This is a genomic window from Nocardia sp. NPDC050717, assembly GCF_040654275.1.
Lineage (GTDB): Bacteria > Actinomycetota > Actinomycetes > Mycobacteriales > Mycobacteriaceae > Nocardia.
In genome coordinates, this window is the sequence record NZ_JBFAHR010000004.1 from 24351 (window position 1) to 40846 (window position 16496).

Consider the following 16496-nt stretch of genomic DNA (forward strand, 5'->3'; position numbering starts at 1 on the left):
GCTCGGCGCGATACAGCGCGGGGTGGAGAAGCTGTGATCGCGAATCTCGCCGGTCTCGTGCTGGCCGTGCTGATCGCCGGATACATGGTCGCGGCGCTGCTCTTTCCCGAGAGGTTCTAGGTGAACACGACAACAGCGGGGATCGTCTTCGTGGCGGCCCTCGTCCTCACACTGGCTCTGGTGCACGTGCCGCTCGGCGACTACATGTACCGGGTCTTCAACGGCACCAAGCATTCCCGCGCCGAACGGCTGATCTACCGGGCCATCGGCGCGAATCCCGAAGTCGAGCAGTCCTGGGGCGTCTACGCCCGCAGCGTGCTCGCGTTCTCGGCGGTCGGGATCCTGTTCCTGTTCTTCTTCCAGCTGGCGCAGGGCGCGCTGCCGCTGCACCTGAACGATCCGGGCACCGAGATGACCCCGGCGCTGGCGTGGAACACCGCCGTCAGCTTCGTCACCAACACGAACTGGCAGAACTACTCCGGCGAGTCCACCCAGGGCCATCTGGTGCAGATGGCCGGGCTCGCGGTGCAGAACTTCGTCTCCGCGGCGGTCGGGATGTCGGTCGCGATTGCCCTGGTGCGCGGCTTCGCCCGCCGCCACACCGGCGAACTCGGCAACTTCTGGGTCGATCTGGTGCGCGCCACGCTGCGCATCCTGCTGCCCATCGCGTTCGTGTTCGCGATCGTGCTCGTGGCCGGTGGCGTCATCCAGAACTTCCACCTGCACGATCAGGTCGCCCAGACCCTCGGCGGCGCCGAGCAGACGCTGACCGGCGGACCGGTCGCCAGCCAGGAAGTGATCAAGGAGCTCGGCACCAACGGCGGCGGCTTCTACAACGCGAACTCGGCGCACCCGTTCGAGAACGCGACCACCTGGACGAACTTCGTGGAGATCTTCCTGCTGCTGGTGATCGCGTTCTCGCTGCCGCGCACTTTCGGCCGGATGGTCGGCAGCACCAAGCAGGGTTACGCGATCGTGGCGGTGATGGGCGTCATCGCGCTCGCCAGCATCACGCTGACCAACCTGTTCCAGCTGCAGCACCACGGCACCGTGCCGACCGCGATCGGCGCGTCCATGGAAGGCGTGGAAACCCGTTTCGGCGTGGCCGATTCGGCGACCTTCGCCGGCGCCACCACGCTCACCTCGACCGGTGCGGTGAACTCGTTCCACGATTCCTACACCAGCCTCGGCGGCATGATGACGATGTTCAACATGCAGCTGGGCGAGGTCGCGCCCGGCGGCGTCGGTTCCGGGCTCTACGGCATGCTCATCCTGGCGGTGATCACCGTGTTCGTGGCCGGGCTCATGGTCGGTCGCACCCCGGAGTACCTGGGCAAGAAGATCACCCCGCGCGAGATCAAGCTCGCCGCGGCGTACTTCCTGGTGAGTCCGCTGATCGTGCTGGTCGGCACGGCGATCGCGATGGCGCTGCCCGGGCAGCGGGCGAGCATGCTCAACAGCGGCCCGCACGGGCTCTCGGAGGTGCTGTACGCCTTCACCTCCGCCGCCAACAACAACGGCTCCGCGTTCGCCGGTCTCACCGGCAACACCGAGTGGTTCAACACCGCGCTCGGCCTGGCGATGGTGTTCGGCCGGTTCCTGCCGATCATCTTCGTGCTGGCCCTGGCCGGTTCACTGGCCCAGCAGGGCACCACGCCCGCCTCGATCGGCACGCTGCCGACGCACCGGCCGCAGTTCGTCGGCATGGTCGTCGGTGTGACGGTGATCCTGGTCGCGCTCACCTTCCTGCCCGCGCTCGCGCTCGGGCCGCTCGCCGAAGGAATTCACTGAGATGTCCACTCCCACTATGGAATCCCCCGCCATCCCCGGTCCCGGACCGCGGGCCAAGGGCGTGCGCAAGGGTGTGCTCGACCCGAAGCTGCTGCTCACCTCGCTGCCCGACGCGCTGCGCAAGCTGGACCCGCGCACGCTGTGGCGCAATCCGGTCATGCTCATCGTGGAGATCGGCGCGGTCTGGTCGACCGTGCTCGCCGTCGCCGACCCGAGCTTCTTCGCCTGGGCCATCGTCGTGTGGCTGTGGCTCACCGTGCTGTTCGCGAACCTGGCCGAGGCCGTCGCCGAGGGGCGCGGCAAAGCCCAGGCCGACACCCTGCGCAAGGCCAAGACCGACACCGTCGCCCGCCGCCTCGCCGACTGGACGCCGGGTGGCCGCGTCGTCGAGGAGCGGGTCGCTGCGCCGGATCTGCGCCGCGGCGACTACGTCGTCGTCGAAGCGGGACAGGTGATCCCCGGCGACGGTGACGTCGTCGAAGGCATCGCCTCGGTCGACGAATCGGCCATCACCGGCGAATCCGCCCCCGTGATCCGCGAATCCGGCGGCGACCGCTCGGCCGTCACCGGCGGCACCACCGTGCTCTCGGACCGCATCGTCGTGCGGATCACCCAGGAACCGGGTGCGAGCTTCATCGACAAGATGATCGCGCTCGTCGAGGGCGCGAGCAGGCAGAAGACGCCGAACGAGATCGCGCTCAACATCCTGCTGGCCGCGCTCACGATCATCTTCGTCTTCGCGGTGACCACCCTGCAGCCGCTGGCGATCTTCGCCAAGTCGAACAGCCCGGGCGTGCCCGACACCGCGGCGCTGGACGCGCACGGCATCACCGGCATCGTGCTGGTCTCGCTGCTGGTCTGCCTCATCCCGACCACCATCGGCGCGCTGCTCTCGGCCATCGGCATCGCGGGGATGGACCGCCTCGTGCAGCGCAATGTGCTCGCCATGTCGGGCCGTGCGGTCGAGGCCGCCGGTGACGTGAACACGCTGCTGCTGGACAAGACCGGCACCATCACCCTCGGCAACCGCCAGGCCGCCGAATTCGTCCCGGTACCAGGGGTTCTCGACGACGAACTCGCCGACGCCGCCCAGCTGTCCAGCCTCGCCGACGAGACGCCGGAGGGTCGCTCGATCGTCGTGTTCGCCAAACAGGCCTTCGGCAAGCGGGAACGCACCCCGGGCGAGTTGCCGGGCGCGACCTGGGTGGAATTCACCGCCCAGACCCGCATGTCGGGCGTCGACCTCGCCGACGGGCACCAGCTGCGCAAGGGGGCGGCCGGTGCGGTGACGGAATGGGTGCGCGCCCAGGGCGGTTCGGTGCCGGAGCAGGCATCGGTGATCGTCGACGGCATCTCCGCCTCCGGCGGCACGCCGTTGATGGTCGGCGAGGTCAGGGACGGCACACCCCGGCTGCTCGGGGTCATCCACCTCAAGGACGTCGTCAAACACGGCATGCGCGAACGCTTCGACGAGATGCGCCGGATGGGCATCCGCACCGTCATGATCACCGGCGACAATCCGTTGACCGCCAAGGCGATCGCCGACGAGGCCGGCGTGGACGACTTCCTCGCCGAGGCCACGCCCGAGGACAAACTCGCCCTCATCAAGAAGGAGCAGGACGGCGGGCGGCTGGTCGCCATGACCGGCGACGGCACCAACGACGCGCCCGCGCTGGCCCAGGCCGATGTGGGGGTGGCGATGAACACCGGCACCTCGGCCGCCAAAGAGGCGGGCAACATGGTCGATCTGGATTCGGACCCGACCAAGTTGATCGAGATCGTGGAGATCGGCAAGCAGTTGCTGATCACCCGTGGCGCCCTCACCACGTTCTCCATCGCCAACGACATCGCCAAGTACTTCGCGATCATTCCCGCGTTGTTCGTCGGCCTGTTCCCCGGCCTGGACGCGCTCAACATCATGCGGCTGGCCAGTCCCCAGTCGGCGATCCTGTCGGCGGTGATCTTCAACGCGATCATCATCGTGGCGCTGATCCCGCTGGCGCTGCGCGGGGTGCAGTACCGGCCCAGCGATGCCTCGAGCCTGTTGAGCCGCAACCTGACGATCTACGGGCTCGGCGGCATCGTCGCACCGTTCCTCGGCATCAAGCTCATCGATCTGCTCGTCCAACTCCTCCCCGGGATGGCCTAGAAATGCGTATGTCAACCTGGATCCGTCAGCATCTGGCCGCCCTGCGCGCGCTCCTGGTGCTGACCGTGATCACCGGAATCGTCTATCCCGTCGCCGTGTTCGCGATCGCGCAGCTGCCCGGCCTGAACGACAAGGCCGACGGGTCGCTCCTCGAACGCGACGGAAAAGTGGTGGGCTCCAGCCTGATCGGGCAGTCGTTCACCGATGCCGACGGGCAGGCGATGGTGCAGTACTTCCAGAGCAGGCCGTCGGCCGCGGGCGACGGCTACGACCCGCTGTCCACCGCGGCGAGCAACCTCGGCCCGGAGGACATCGTCGACACGGCCGACCGCACCAGCCTGCTCAGCACCGTCTGTGCCCGCTCGAAGGAGGTCGGCGACCGTGAGGGGGTCGACGGCACCCGCCAGTTCTGCACGAAAGACGGTGTGGGAGCGGTCCTCTCGGTGATCGGCCCGCGCGACGCCGATGGTGACGTGTCGCTGCCCGACCGCGTGGTGAGTGTGAACGAGCACTGCCCCGCGGTGCCGTTCCTGCGCGAGTTCCGCGGCGTCGCCGTGGAGTGCGCGTCCGACGGCGAGGACTACGCGATCGGCCGGATCATCCCGATCCTGGGTGACGCCCCCGCGTCGGCGGCCGTGCCCGCCGACGCGGTCACCGCCAGTGGCAGTGGTCTCGATCCGCACATCTCCCCCGAGTACGCGGCCATCCAGGTCGCGCGGGTGGCGCGGGCGCGCGGCATCACCGCGGACCAGGTCAGGGAGCTGGTGGACGCGCACACCGACGGGCGCACTTTGGGGTTCCTCGGAGAGCCGCGCGTGAACGTCCTCGAACTCAATCTCGCACTGGACGAACGCTTCCCGTTCCAGGGCTGACGCGCCGATCGGGGCCGGATCCGGTACGGATCCGGCCCCGCCGCGCGTCTACTGGTCTTCGTCGGTGATCAGCGCCCAGCCATCGGGCAGCCCGGTCACCGTCACCGCCGACCCGCACACCTCGAGGCCGACGGTCGCGTCACCGAGCCGGAACTCCGACATCCGGACGCAGCCCCACGCCTCGGGGATCTGCGGTCGCAGGGTGAGTGTCTTGGCCGGCACATCGGGATCGAGCCCGAGGAACGAGCGCACCAGCAGCAGCGGTGCCGCGCTCGCCCACGCCTGCGGCGAGCACGAGGTCGGATACGGCACCGGCGCCGCGAACCTGGCGCGCGGGAAACCACAGAACAATTCGGGCAGGCGGCCGTCGAACGCGGCGGCGGCGTCGAGCAGACCGCCCGCCAGCTTGGTCGCCAGTTCCACCGCGCCGGGCACGTGCTGATACCGCATGAGCCCGGCGACCGCGATCGCCGTGTCGTGCGGCCAGACCGACCCGCAGTGATAGCTCATCGGGTTGTAGGCCCCCATGTTCGAGGCCAGGGTGCGCAGCCCGAAACCCGAATCCATCTCCGCCTTGGCCAGATTCGCGATGAGGATCTCGGCGTGCTCGTCGGTCGCGATGCCCGACCAGAGGCAGTGCGCGGCATTGCTGGTCAGGGCGTCGATCTGGCGCTTGCTGCCGTCCAGGGCCACGGCGTACCAGCCGCACTGGGGTAGCCAGAACTGCTCGGCGAACTTGGTCCGCAACTCGGCGGCCCGTTCGCGCATCCGCGTGGCCAGCGCGGGATCGTCGAACGCGTCGGCCAGTTCGGCGCGCGCCAGGTAGGCCGCGTAGACGTAGCCCTGCACCTCGCACAGGGCGATCGGCGCCTGCGCGATATGGCCCGCCGCGTCGTTGATCCCGTCGAAGCTGTCCTTCCAGCCCTGGTTGATCAGGCCGCGGTCGGTGGCGCGCACGTACTCGACGAAGCCGTCGTCGTCGCGGTCACCGAAATCGGTGATCCAGCCGATCGCCGCGTCGGCCGCGGGCAGCAGCGTCGCGATGGAGGCCGGATCGGCGCCCCAGCGCAGGCATTCGGCGAGCAGCATCACGAACAGCGGTGTGGCGTCGACGGTTCCGTAGTAGATCTGGCCGCCGAGGACCTGCCCGACGGCGGGACCACGCCGCATCTCGTGCATGATCCGGCCCGGCTCCTCCTCCACCAGCGGATCCACCGTCTGGCCTTGGAGTTCGGCCAGCTGCTGCAGGGTCCCGAGCGCGAGATCGGTCTCCAGCGGCAGCGACATCCAGGCGGTGAGCAGCGAGTCGCGACCGAACAGCGTCATGAACCACGGCGCGCCCGCCGCGACGAACGGCCTGCCGGTGCCGGTATCGGTATGGATCTGCAATGCGCCGAGATCGCTCTCACTGCGGCGCAGTATCCGGTTGAGCAGGCCGGAATCGGCGGTGATGTCGGTGGCGGTGGCCCGCCACGCCTGGATCTTGCGCACCGGCTCGCTGGCCCGGTACCGCTCGCCCGGCGTGCCCTGGGTCTGCGGGCGCTGCGCCGCGCCCGCGGGCTGGGCGGTGATCTCGGTCTGCCAGCGACCACCGGCGGGCACGACGACCCGCCAGATCATGGTGCCGGGCAACACCATCGGCTCGATCGTGGAGGTGAGCGCGAGCCCGCGGGACAGGTCGGCCCGGTCGTGCAGCAGCAGTTCACCGTCGGAGGTCGTCATCTCCGCACGGTGCCCGCCCATCCGGCCTTCCTTCACCGAGAACAGGTCGACGAAATCGGCGTCGACGTGCAGCTCGAGCACCACGGCGGTGGCCTCGCGGCTCATGTTCTCCAGCGTGATCAGCTCGTGCATGCCCTCGGCGACGAGCCGGTCGCGCACCACGAGCAGCGTGCTGTCGGCCCGGCCCTGCTGCGGCGGCCGCCGCAGCACGAACCGGGCCGCGAAGGCCTCGGGGCTCAGGACCGACAGCGGCTCGGGCCGCTTGCCGTCGATCATGAGCTCCCATCGCGAAATCACCCTGGCGTCACGGAAGAACAGCCCCTGCGGCTTGCCCGGCTCGATGTCGCCGAGCCGATCGGACAGGCTGAAGGTGCCGCCTTCGACCAGGGTGACGTTGCCTCCGTTGCCGCCGAGCCCGGCGGGTTCCCCCGCGTTGAGCGGGCTCGGCGACTCGCTGTCCAGGGTCATGCGCGCCCGCTGATCGCCGCCCCGACGGGCAGCGGCAGCGCGAACGCGTCGCCGTACCCGATCGTGGTCTCGGCCAACAGTTGCCGGTACACCTGTTCATAGCCACCGCCGAGGGTGTCGGCGCCGAAATTGGCTTCCACGTGGGCCCGGCAGGCCGCCGGATCGTAGGACGCGACCTCGGCGATGGCGCCGGGCAGCTCGGCCGGATCGTCGCAGATCCGTCCGGTGACACCGTCGACCAAGACCTCGCTCACCGCGCCCCCACGCAACGCGACCACCGGAGTACCGGTGACCATTGCCTCGATCATCACCATGCCGAAGGGCTCCTCCCACCGGATCGGGAACAGCAGACACCGCGCTTCGGACAAGAGTTTACGCTTGTCGGTCGCGTCGGCGAGCCCGAACACGTGATCATCGGCGGTCAGCCGCGGGCGCACGTACTCCTCGAAGTACGCCTTCTCGGGCGCCTCGGAGCACTTGCCCGCCAGGACGAGCGGTATTCCGGCCTCGTGGGCGGCGTCCAGCGCCAGATGTGGACCCTTGTCCATCGTGAAGCGGCCGAGGAACAGCGCGTAATCCTTCTTCTGCGCCCGGTACGGCCACAGGTCGGGTCGCAGCGCGTTGTGCACGCGCCCCACCCACCGCAGGTCCGGCGCGAGTTCGCGCTGCCGGTCGCTGATCGCGACGAGCGAGCACTCCTTGCCGAGTTCCCGGTAGTAGCGGTAGCAGTCGTCCTGCACCGGCCCGTGCACGGTGACCACCGTGGGCAGCCCGAGATCGGCGTAGGCGGGCGCGTTGAGCGGGCCCGCGAACGTGTGGTCGTGGACCAGGTCGATGCCCTCGGTCTCGGCCAGGCGTTCGATCGCGCGGCGCACCCGCAGCGCGTGGACGACTTCGGGGAACGGATCACCGAGTCGTTCCGGGACGATCCGGTCCCACAGCGGGACGAAGTTCGCCTTGGTACCCGGCTCGCCCGCACCGAACAGGGTGACGTGATGGCCGCGCTCACAGAGCGAATCGACCAGATCCGCGACTACGGCCTCGACGCCGCCGTAGGCCTTGGGGGGAACATCGAAATACGGTGGAACCACCATCGCGATCCGCAGTGGGCCACCGTTGTGCTCGATCGAGTAGAGATCGGACGTGGAGAACCCGGCCGGCGACATTGCCGACATGTCTGCACTCATGACCTTCCTTCCAGGGACACAACCTCGCAACACTTGCGCGAACAAGAGATGGCCGCCTCGGCGGAGGTGGAGACGAGAGCTGCACCGCCGTCCATGGGGCATGGTTGGCCTGGCCAGACGTGGAGCGCGCCGCCGGGGCGCCTGCCTGATCAGAGGGGCCGTAGAGAAAAGTACCCCGCTACCGCGGAGTAAACCAGTCGGTTGCTGAGAATTCGTGGCGGGGAATGGCAGCCGGGACAGGAGATTCCGCCGTCAGAGCCGGTCTACGGCGTACAGAATTTCGGTTCGACCGGGTCTACGCACGGTATGTTGCCGAACTCGATCATGGTGAGCCTGGCCTTACCCCGGATCAGGTAGTCGAGGAACTGCGCGACCAGCGAATCACCGGCGACCGGACCGTGTGTGTAGGCGTATTCGATACCGGTGAAGCGGTAGTACCCGAGCCGGATCGTGTCCGTGGTCGGCTGGACCCGGTCGATCGAGACCGCCGCGACCCCGTCGATGACCGCCGAGGTCTCCAGATAGCCCACCGCCCCGGGGATTTTGGCAACGAAGGTAGCCACTTCCTCGGTCACGTCGACCTCGCACTGCTCGCCGCCGGGAGCCATCCCGATGCAGCTGGTGTACCGGAACACCTTCCGGTTGTCCTCGAGCAACCGTGACTCCAGCGCGCGGCGGGTGCCCGACCCCGCCGTGCGATCGATCAGCACCACCGGCAGATCGGGACCGCCGATCTGGTTCCAGTTCCTGATGTTTCCCCGATACAGATCGCGGATCTGCTGCGTCGAGAGATCTTTCAGGCCGACCGCGGGGTGGGTGATGATCGAGAAGGACGCGCGGGCGAGCGGAGTCTCGGTCAGCGCCTCGAACGAGGTGCCTTTGGAGCCGTCGCCGATGGCGAGCATCTCCGGCGTCGGTCCGGCCTTCATCAGGGTGCGCAGACCCGGTTCGGTGCCGGTGAAGTCGAAGGCGAAATGCGCGTCGGTGCAGGTCTTCTCGTAGTTCTGGGCGGCCTTGCGGATCATCGGCGCCATCGCGGTCGAGCCGACGACCCTCAGCGAGCCCGCGGCGCAGTCGCGCGGCGGCGGGTCCCCGCGCAGCACGGTGGCCAGCAGCTGCACCGTCACCACGAGGGCGAGCAGCACGCTGAGCCCGAGCAGGGCGGGCTCACGCCGGGAGCGACTGGTGGTCTCCTCGAACCGGCCACCTTTGAGCCAGCCCTCCTTGCTGACGACCTTCTTCCCATCGACATCCAGCGGTTCGGGCTTGGGGCCGACGAGCACCACCAGCAGTTTGTAGTGCTCGCCCCGATCCAGCGGTACCGCGGGCAGGACGATCTGATGCACCCCGTTCGGGCCGATACTCCGCGCCACACCGAGCAGAGCCGGGCTGGACACCGCGACCGATTCCTGGCCCCGGGTGACCCGCTCGGTCACCTCGACCGACTCGATGGTGTGCGCGTCGAACTTCAGAACCGGCGCCTCGGTCGATTGGTAGTCACCGTCCTCGATCGAGGTCGAACCGTCGTTCTCGATCCGGATCAGCATCAGCGAGGTCGTCCGGTCGGCCGCCGTCGACGCGCCGGCTTCCGATGCCGCCGACGGTGCCGATGCCTGGGCCTCGCCTGCCGGTGACGGCGCCGCGGCGCCGGTGTTCGGCTGCCCGGCGTCCGGGTTCGACGCGGCGCCGTCGAGAGCAGGTGCAGCGTCCGGGGCCGTCGCTTCTGACACCGGTGCGGCCGAGCCGTTCTCACGCGGCACCCACGAGCGGGCGGGGGTGTTCATCTGCACGCGATAGCCCAGCCGTTTGCGGCCGACGAGGACATACTCGCGCAGGAAGGTGGCGATCGCGACGATCAAGCCGAGCACGGACAACACGATCTCGACCGGGAACTCGCCCACCCGACTCTCCCCCTCACCCCGGATACCTTGTATCCGACTGTCTATCAGGAGAATCCGTGAAGGCCGCGGCCGACGCCAGGTGTTCGGCGAGTCTTCACCCGGACGTCGACGCGCACCACGCGAGCAGGTCCTCGACCGGCCAGGTGTCGATCACCCGCTCCGCCCGCACACCGTGGGCGAGCGCGCGCTCGCATCCGTAACCCTGCCAATCCAATTGGCCCGGCGCGTGCGCGTCGGTGTCGATGCTGAAGTAGCAGTCCATCTCGACGGCCAGCTCGATCAGGCGCCCCGGCGGGTCACGGCGCTCGGGACGGCTGTTGATCTCGACCGCGGTTCCATACTTGCGGCAGGCCTCGAAGACCAGTTCGGCGTCGAAGCTGGATTCGGGCCTGGTGCCGCGGCCACCCTCGACGAGGCGGCCGGTGCAGTGGCCGAGGATGTCGACGTGCGGGTTGGCCACGGCGTAGACCATGCGCTTGGTCATGGTGGCGCTGTCGTCGCGCAGGTGCGAATGCACGCTGGCGACAACGACATCGAGGCGCTCGAGCAGATCGGCGCGCTGGTCGAGGGTGCCGTCGTCGAGGATGTCGACCTCGATGCCGGTGAGGATGCGAAACGGCGCCAGCTGGTCGTTGAGTTCGGCGATCACGTCGAGCTGGCGCAGCAGGCGCTCGGCGGACAGGCCGTTGGCGACCTTGAGGCGCGGCGAGTGGTCGGTCAGCGCGCAGTACTCGTGGCCGAGCGCGGCGGCCACACTCATCATTTCGCCGATCGGGCTGCCGCCGTCGGACCAGTCCGAGTGGGTGTGCAGGTCGCCGCGCAGCTGGGCGCGCAGCGCCGCACCGGCGGGGGCGATGGGTTTCGCGGCGCCGCGCAGGTCGGCCAGGTAGTCGGGAACCGCTCCCGTGCAGGCCTGTTCGATGACGGCGGCGGTCTTGGGCCCGATGCCGGGCAGGTCGCGCCAGCTGTGTGCGCGTTCCCGCTCGGCCCGTTCGTCCTCGGTCAGCCCCGCGACGACATCGGCCGCGCGCCGGTAGGCCTTCACCCGGTGGGTCTCCGCCCGCGAGCGTTCGAGCCAGAACCCGATCTCGCGCAGCGCCGCCACCGGGCCGGGGCCCGCCGCCGCCGTCATCGCCTAGGCGATCCGGCCGTACTTGAGGAAGGCGACGCCGTCGGCGTACACCCGGCTGGTGATCACCCGGAACCGTTCCGGCGTCGGCAGTGTCGCGCCGCCGCCGAACAGCGGACGGCCCGTGCCGAGCACCACCGGGAACAGCTTCAGGAACACCTGGTCGATCTCGGGCAGCAGGGTCTGCGCCAGCTCACCGCCGCCGCAGAGCCAGATGCCGAGTCCCGCTTCCCGTTTCAGCGCGCGCACGGCGCCGATCGGGTCGTCGGCGATCACCTCGACGCCGGGGGCGGGCGATTCCGGCATCGTCGTCGACACCACGTACTGGCGCAGATGCTCGTACGGGCTCGCCGTGCCGGTACGGACCCCGAAGTCATGGGTCTTGCGGCCCATGATCACGGTGTCGAAGTAGATGTTGCCCGCCGCGATGCCGCGCGCCTCCCGCACCTTGGTGGGCAGCGTCTCGGGATACTGCGCGGTGATGGCGGGCACATGGTCACCGCCGACGGGGAAGAAGTCCACGGTGCCGTCCTCGGCGGCGATGAACCCGTCGATCGTCGATGCCACGAAATATGTCAGCTTGCGCATAACGTCCTCCTGCACGGACCCGGTCCGGTACGACCCGTCAGGAGAAACCGTAGCGCGCCCGGATCAGCGGCGGCGCGGCTTCCGCTGACACTTCGGGCAGGAAAACGACGAACGATTCATGAATTGTTCGCGGATCAGCAGCGTGCCGCAGCGGTCACACGGCTCGTTCACGCGGCCGTAGGCGGCGAGTGACCGGGAGAAATACCCCGATTCACCGTTGACGTTCACATACAGCGCGTCGAAGGAGGTGCCGCCGACGGCCAGCGCCTCGCTCATCACCGCGGTCACGGCGGCCAGGAGCGTGCGCACCACGGGCCTGGTGAGCCCGGCGGCGACGCGGGTGCCGTGCAGTCCGGCCCGCCACAGCGCCTCGTCGGCGTAGATGTTGCCGATGCCGGAGACCACGGTCTGGTCCAGCAGCACCCGCTTGATCTCGGTGTTCTTGGCGCGGATCGCCGCGACCACGGCCTCGGTGTCGAACAGCGGATCGAGCGGATCGCGGGCGATGTGGGCGACCGGATCGGGCACGACCGTGCCGTCGACCTCGACGAGATCGGCCAGCGCCCAGCCGCCGAAGGTGCGCTGATCGACGAAGCGCAGTTCACTGCCGTCGTCGAGGGCCGCGCGGATGTGGGCGTGCTTCTCGACGGGCGCCCCCGCGGGCTGCACCAGCATCTGACCGCTCATGCCCAGGTGGACCACCAGGGCGGTGTCGGGCTCGTCGAAGGTGAGCCACAGGTACTTGCCGCGTCTGCGCGCGCTCTCGATCGTCAGACCGGTGAGACGGGCGGCCAGATCGGCGCCGCCCGCGACGTGCCTGCGCACCGAGCGCGGATGGGTGACGGCGACCGTCTCGATCACGCGACCGGCGGCGTGCTCGGCCAGGCCGCGCCGGACGACCTCGACCTCGGGGAGTTCGGGCACGGCTCACGCCACCTTGCCGGGCGCACCCGGGCGGGCCCGCGTGGTCACGCCTCGGACACGGATTCGTCGGTGAGCGCCTTGTAGGCGGTCCCGGCGGCCTTCTGCTCGGCTTCCTTCTTGGAACGGCCGACACCCTGCCCGTACGGACGACCGGCGATCACCGTGGTGGCGGTGAACTCCTTGTTGTGGTCCGGGCCGGTGGAGGTGATCTCGTAATTGGGCACACCGAGGCCACGCTCGGCGGTGAGCTCCTGCAGGCTGGTCTTCCAGTCGAGGCCGGCGCCCATGCGGGGACCGCGCTCGAGCAGCTCGGCGAACAGGCGCAGCACGACGCCACGCGCCACCTCGATGCCGTGCTCGAGATGCACGGCGCCAAGCAGCGACTCCATGCCGTCGGCGAGGATGCTCGGCTTGTCGCGGCCGCCGGTGAGCTCTTCGCCCTTGCCGAGCAGCAGGTGCTTGCCGAGACCGCCCTCGCCGAGACCGCGCGCGACCTCGGCGAGCGCGTGCATGTTCACCACGCTGGCGCGCAGCTTGGCGAGCTCACCCTCGGACTTCTCCGGGTGCTCGGTGTAGAGCCGCTCGGTGATGCTGAGGCCGAGGACCGAGTCGCCGAGGAACTCGAGGCGCTCGTTCGTCGGCAGACCGCCGTTCTCGTACGCGTACGACCGGTGCGTCAGCGCGAGGCGCAGCAGCTCCGGTCGTACGTCGACACCGAGGGCGGTGAGCAGGTCGGCATGATCGACCGAACCCGCGTTGTCTTTGCTGGCTGTCACAATCAGACAGCAGCGGTGACCTGGCGGCCCTTGTAGGTGCCGCAGGACGGGCACGCGATGTGCGGGAGGGTCTTCTCACCGCAGGCACGGTTCGGGCAGGTGACCAGGGTCGGCGCGGCGGCCTTCCACTGGCTGCGCCGCGACCGGGTGTTGGAACGGGACATCCGGCGCTTGGGAACAGCCACGGCTACTTCTCCTCTGTGTTTTCGCGGGCCACGTGGGCATCGTTTGCCACGGGTGCGGATCGGTCTGGGGTGGTGGAACCCTCAGCGGGGTCGCCGGTGCCGGGCGCCGCTGCGGCGAAATTCGCCAACTTGGCCCAGCGAGGGTCCAGTATCTCATGCCCATGATCAGGACCCGCAATCGCCATCCGCACCCCGCACTCGGGGCACAGGCCCGCGCAGTCGGGGGTACACAGCGGCTGCAGCGGAAGCTCCAGGCCGATGGCGTCGAGGATCACCGGTTCGAGGTCGATGAGGTCGTCTTCCATGCGGTAGACCTCGTCGTCCTCGGTCGTCTGCTCGGTGGTGCTGTCCGGATACGCGAACAACTCCGTCAGACGAATCTCCACCCGGTCGTCGAACGGTTCGAGGCAGCGCGAGCACTCCCCCACCGTCGGCCCGGACACCGTGCCGGTGACCAGCACGCCCTCCGAGACGGCCTGCAGCTGCAGGTCGAGTTCCACCGCGGCCTCGGCCGGGATGGCGATCAGGTCGAGACCCAGCCGCTCGTGGTCGGTGACCGTGCGCCGCAGTTCCCGCATGGTTCCCGGCCTGCGGCCGAGACTGCGGACATCCAGCACGAAGCCCGCGTCGGACACAGGACCATTGGTCTTGTGCGGACGCGACGGCGAACCGGAACCGGCGGACATCACTGACTCACTTACTTCTGAGGGGATTTGGGCAACCACTCAACAGTACGGCAGGACCCCGCCCGAACTCAAAACGCGCGAACGGCTCAGCGCCGGGGGTCGGCGGCGTACTCCGGGTATTCCGGCGCCTGAGCGCCGCGCATCTGCTGCCTGCCGCGGGTGATGGTGCGCCGGGTGGTGTTGAGCGTCTCCTCGAGCTCGGCGAGTCTGCCGCCGAAATCGGCCATCCGCTCGTCGACGTAGTCGTCGCATTCGGCGCGGACCCGGTCGGCCTCGGCCTGGGCGGTGTCGATCAGGCGGGCCGACTCGGCGTGGGCCGCGCGCACCACCTCGGTCTGGGCGACCAGCCTGGCCTGCTCGGCCTTGCCGTCGGCGACCGAGCGCTCGTAGGAGTCCTTGCCCGCCTGGATCGCCCGGTCGGCGTCGACCTGGGCGCGGCCGGTGAGCTCGTCGTATTCGGCGTTGCCGTCGGCGATCACCTGGTCGGCCTCGGCCTGCGCGTTCGCGACCAGCCGGTCGGCGTGCGTGGTGGCCTCGGCGACCATCCGGTCGGCGTGCGCCTTGGCCTCGGCGAGGATGCGGTCGGCCTCGGCGCGCGCGGACTCGATGGTGGTGCGGGCCTGCTCGTTGGCCGAGGTGACGGTGGCCTCGGCGCCGGTGCGGGCGTCGCCGACGATCTTGTCGCGGTGGTCGAGCACGTCCTGGGCGTCGTCGAGTTCGCCGGGCAGGGCGTCGCGGACGTCGTCGAGCAGTTCGAGGACGTCGCCGCGCGGCACGATGCAGCTGCGGGTCGGCGGGATGCCGCGTGCCTCTTCGACGATGGCGACCAGTTCGTCGAGTGCTTCGAATACGCGATACATGCTCACTACCCTCCTGCTGAATCCCGGCGAAACCACTGCCGTCGTGGCCCAGTCTGCCCGGCCGACGCGCGTGTTCCGAATGTCGTCGCGGTGTGTCGCGACAGTGTCCTAGATCGCACCGATATCAAGTGGAGTGCAACCCTCCGCTTCCGCTACCATCGGGAGGCACGACAACGCCGTCCGCCGGGAAGCACTACACGTTTTCAGCTGTTGTACTCCTCGACGCTCGTTCATTGCGATCGGAGTCGACCATGACCGTTCTGGAAACACCGAGAATCTCGGTGTCGCACCTTCCGGGCATGGTCACACCCTGGGTCGGTCCATTCCCCGCGCTCGCCCCCACGAAACCCGTGGTGCGCCCGCGCGTGGACCGGACGCTGACCTACCTGCGCGGCGACCGCGCCCTCCCCCAGCTCATCCGGTTCGCCCTGGTCGGCGGATCCAGCAACATCGCCTATGTGCTGCTGTTCTTCGCCATGCACGGCGTCGGCCCGCTGATCGCGAACGTCGCGGGTTCGGTCGTGAGCACGGTCATCGCCAACGAGCTGCACCGCCAGCTCACCTTCCACGCCGCCGACCGGGTCACCTGGTTCACGGCCCAGTGGGAGGGCGGCGGACTCGCGCTGCTCGGTCTCGGCATCACCACGGCGAGCCTGGCCGCGCTCGGCGTCTGGGCGCCCGGGCTGGGCGACACCGTCCAGGCACTCGCCGTGCTCGCCATCACCGCCGCCGTGGGCGGGATGCGCTTCCTGGCCCTGCGCGGCCTGGTCTTCTAGCCGCGGCGTTCGGCCAGGCGGTCGAGCAGTCGCTTGTGGACGGCGGGCGGCAGCATGTCGCTCACGTCGCCGCCGTAAGCCGCCACCTCTTTCACCAGCGAGCTGGACAGGAAGCTCAGCGAGGGGTTGGTGGCGATGAAGAAGGTGTCGACGCCGGCGAGCTTGTGGTTCATCTGCGCCATCTGCAGCTCGTAGCCGAAGTCACCCGCGTCGCGCAGGCCCTTGACGATCGCGCCGACGCCTTCCTGCTTGGCGAAGTCGACCAGCAGGCCCTGCCACGACGCGACGCGCACGTTGGACAGGTGGGCGACCGCCTCGCGCAGCAGGTCCATCCGCTCGTCGACGGTGAACATGCCCTGTTTCTTGGGGTTCACCATCACCGTGATGATCACCTCGTCGAACTGCGCGGCCGCGCGGGTGAACACGTCGAGGTGACCGTTGGTCACCGGATCGAAGGAGCCGGGGCACAGTGCAGCAGCCAT

15 protein-coding genes are annotated in these 16496 nt (G+C 69.1%); 4 read left to right on the forward strand and 11 right to left on the reverse strand.

Annotation, left to right across the window (positions count from 1 at the left end; all coding sequences use genetic code 11):
- Positions 1–120 precede the first annotated feature (120 nt).
- From kdpA to AB0H56_RS10740, 3 genes are read left to right on the forward strand one after another with little or no spacing between them, the layout of a single operon-like run.
- Positions 121–1791 carry a potassium-transporting ATPase subunit KdpA gene (kdpA, locus tag AB0H56_RS10730; RefSeq protein ID WP_357160332.1) on the forward strand — a complete coding sequence of 557 codons (1671 nt, stop codon included), beginning with the start codon at positions 121–123 and terminating at the stop codon, positions 1789–1791.
- 1 nt (position 1792) lies between these two features.
- A complete protein-coding gene (gene kdpB / locus AB0H56_RS10735) occupies positions 1793–3940 on the forward strand; it encodes a potassium-transporting ATPase subunit KdpB (protein ID WP_357160335.1) in 2148 nt (715 codons plus the stop codon).
- Between the two features lie 2 nt (positions 3941–3942).
- On the forward strand, positions 3943–4812 hold the full coding sequence (locus tag AB0H56_RS10740) for a potassium-transporting ATPase subunit C (protein WP_357160338.1): 870 nt from the start codon (positions 3943–3945) through the stop codon (positions 4810–4812).
- 48 nt (positions 4813–4860) lie between these two features.
- On the opposite strand, the gene AB0H56_RS10745 is transcribed toward AB0H56_RS10740, so the two are convergent.
- From AB0H56_RS10745 to AB0H56_RS10790, 10 genes are all read right to left on the reverse strand, one after another.
- Positions 4861–7002, reverse strand: a complete 2142-nt coding sequence (locus tag AB0H56_RS10745; RefSeq protein ID WP_357160341.1) for a glycogen debranching N-terminal domain-containing protein — start codon at positions 7000–7002, stop codon at positions 4861–4863.
- The gene (locus tag AB0H56_RS10750) at positions 6999–8168 is read right to left on the reverse strand and encodes a glycosyltransferase family 4 protein (RefSeq protein ID WP_357161235.1); all 1170 of its coding nucleotides are present in this window, start codon (positions 8166–8168) and stop codon (positions 6999–7001) included. The genes AB0H56_RS10745 and AB0H56_RS10750 overlap by 4 nt, the downstream gene beginning before the upstream one ends.
- A gap of 284 nt (positions 8169–8452) precedes the next feature.
- Positions 8453–10090, reverse strand: coding sequence for a substrate-binding domain-containing protein (locus AB0H56_RS10755; RefSeq protein ID WP_357160344.1), 1638 nt, complete (start codon positions 10088–10090; stop codon positions 8453–8455).
- 94 nt (positions 10091–10184) lie between these two features.
- A complete protein-coding gene (locus AB0H56_RS10760; protein ID WP_357160347.1) occupies positions 10185–11222 on the reverse strand; it encodes a PHP domain-containing protein in 1038 nt (345 codons plus the stop codon).
- Between the two features lie 3 nt (positions 11223–11225).
- Positions 11226–11807, reverse strand: coding sequence for a dihydrofolate reductase family protein (locus AB0H56_RS10765; RefSeq protein ID WP_280300516.1), 582 nt, complete (start codon positions 11805–11807; stop codon positions 11226–11228).
- A gap of 63 nt (positions 11808–11870) precedes the next feature.
- Positions 11871–12731 (reverse strand): bifunctional DNA-formamidopyrimidine glycosylase/DNA-(apurinic or apyrimidinic site) lyase, encoded by an 861-nt coding sequence (gene mutM / locus AB0H56_RS10770; RefSeq protein WP_357160351.1) that lies wholly within the window; start codon positions 12729–12731, stop codon positions 11871–11873.
- A 44-nt stretch (positions 12732–12775) separates the two neighbouring features.
- The gene (gene rnc, locus AB0H56_RS10775) at positions 12776–13507 is read right to left on the reverse strand and encodes a ribonuclease III (protein WP_280339828.1); all 732 of its coding nucleotides are present in this window, start codon (positions 13505–13507) and stop codon (positions 12776–12778) included.
- A 2-nt stretch (positions 13508–13509) separates the two neighbouring features.
- Positions 13510–13692, reverse strand: a complete 183-nt coding sequence (rpmF, locus tag AB0H56_RS10780) for a 50S ribosomal protein L32 (protein ID WP_067988453.1) — start codon at positions 13690–13692, stop codon at positions 13510–13512.
- A 2-nt stretch (positions 13693–13694) separates the two neighbouring features.
- Positions 13695–14378 carry a DUF177 domain-containing protein gene (locus AB0H56_RS10785; RefSeq protein WP_357160356.1) on the reverse strand — a complete coding sequence of 228 codons (684 nt, stop codon included), beginning with the start codon at positions 14376–14378 and terminating at the stop codon, positions 13695–13697.
- Between the two features lie 86 nt (positions 14379–14464).
- A complete protein-coding gene (locus AB0H56_RS10790; RefSeq protein ID WP_357160359.1) occupies positions 14465–15238 on the reverse strand; it encodes a DivIVA domain-containing protein in 774 nt (257 codons plus the stop codon).
- A gap of 251 nt (positions 15239–15489) precedes the next feature.
- Here AB0H56_RS10790 and AB0H56_RS10795 point away from each other — a divergent pair, with 251 nt between their 5' ends.
- Positions 15490–16014 (forward strand): GtrA family protein, encoded by a 525-nt coding sequence (locus AB0H56_RS10795; protein WP_357160362.1) that lies wholly within the window; start codon positions 15490–15492, stop codon positions 16012–16014.
- On the opposite strand, the gene coaD is transcribed toward AB0H56_RS10795, so the two are convergent.
- Positions 16011–16496 (reverse strand): pantetheine-phosphate adenylyltransferase, encoded by a 486-nt coding sequence (coaD, locus tag AB0H56_RS10800; protein ID WP_357160365.1) that lies wholly within the window; start codon positions 16494–16496, stop codon positions 16011–16013. The two genes, AB0H56_RS10795 and coaD, sit on opposite strands and share 4 nt — an antisense overlap.

Coding starts and splice junctions, on each gene's coding strand:
- kdpB (WP_357160335.1), top strand. CDS start 1,793: ATGTCCACTCCCACTATGGAATCCCCCGCCATCCCCGGTCCCGGACCG.
- AB0H56_RS10740 (WP_357160338.1), top strand. CDS start 3,943: ATGCGTATGTCAACCTGGATCCGTCAGCATCTGGCCGCCCTGCGCGCG.
- AB0H56_RS10745 (WP_357160341.1), bottom strand. CDS start 7,002: ATGACCCTGGACAGCGAGTCGCCGAGCCCGCTCAACGCGGGGGAACCC.
- AB0H56_RS10750 (WP_357161235.1), bottom strand. CDS start 8,168: ATGTCGCCGGCCGGGTTCTCCACGTCCGATCTCTACTCGATCGAGCAC.
- AB0H56_RS10760 (WP_357160347.1), bottom strand. CDS start 11,222: ATGACGGCGGCGGCGGGCCCCGGCCCGGTGGCGGCGCTGCGCGAGATC.
- AB0H56_RS10765 (WP_280300516.1), bottom strand. CDS start 11,807: ATGCGCAAGCTGACATATTTCGTGGCATCGACGATCGACGGGTTCATC.
- AB0H56_RS10785 (WP_357160356.1), bottom strand. CDS start 14,378: ATGTCCGCCGGTTCCGGTTCGCCGTCGCGTCCGCACAAGACCAATGGT.
- AB0H56_RS10790 (WP_357160359.1), bottom strand. CDS start 15,238: ATGTATCGCGTATTCGAAGCACTCGACGAACTGGTCGCCATCGTCGAA.
- AB0H56_RS10795 (WP_357160362.1), top strand. CDS start 15,490: ATGACCGTTCTGGAAACACCGAGAATCTCGGTGTCGCACCTTCCGGGC.
- coaD (WP_357160365.1), bottom strand. CDS start 16,496: ATGGCTGCTGCACTGTGCCCCGGCTCCTTCGATCCGGTGACCAACGGT.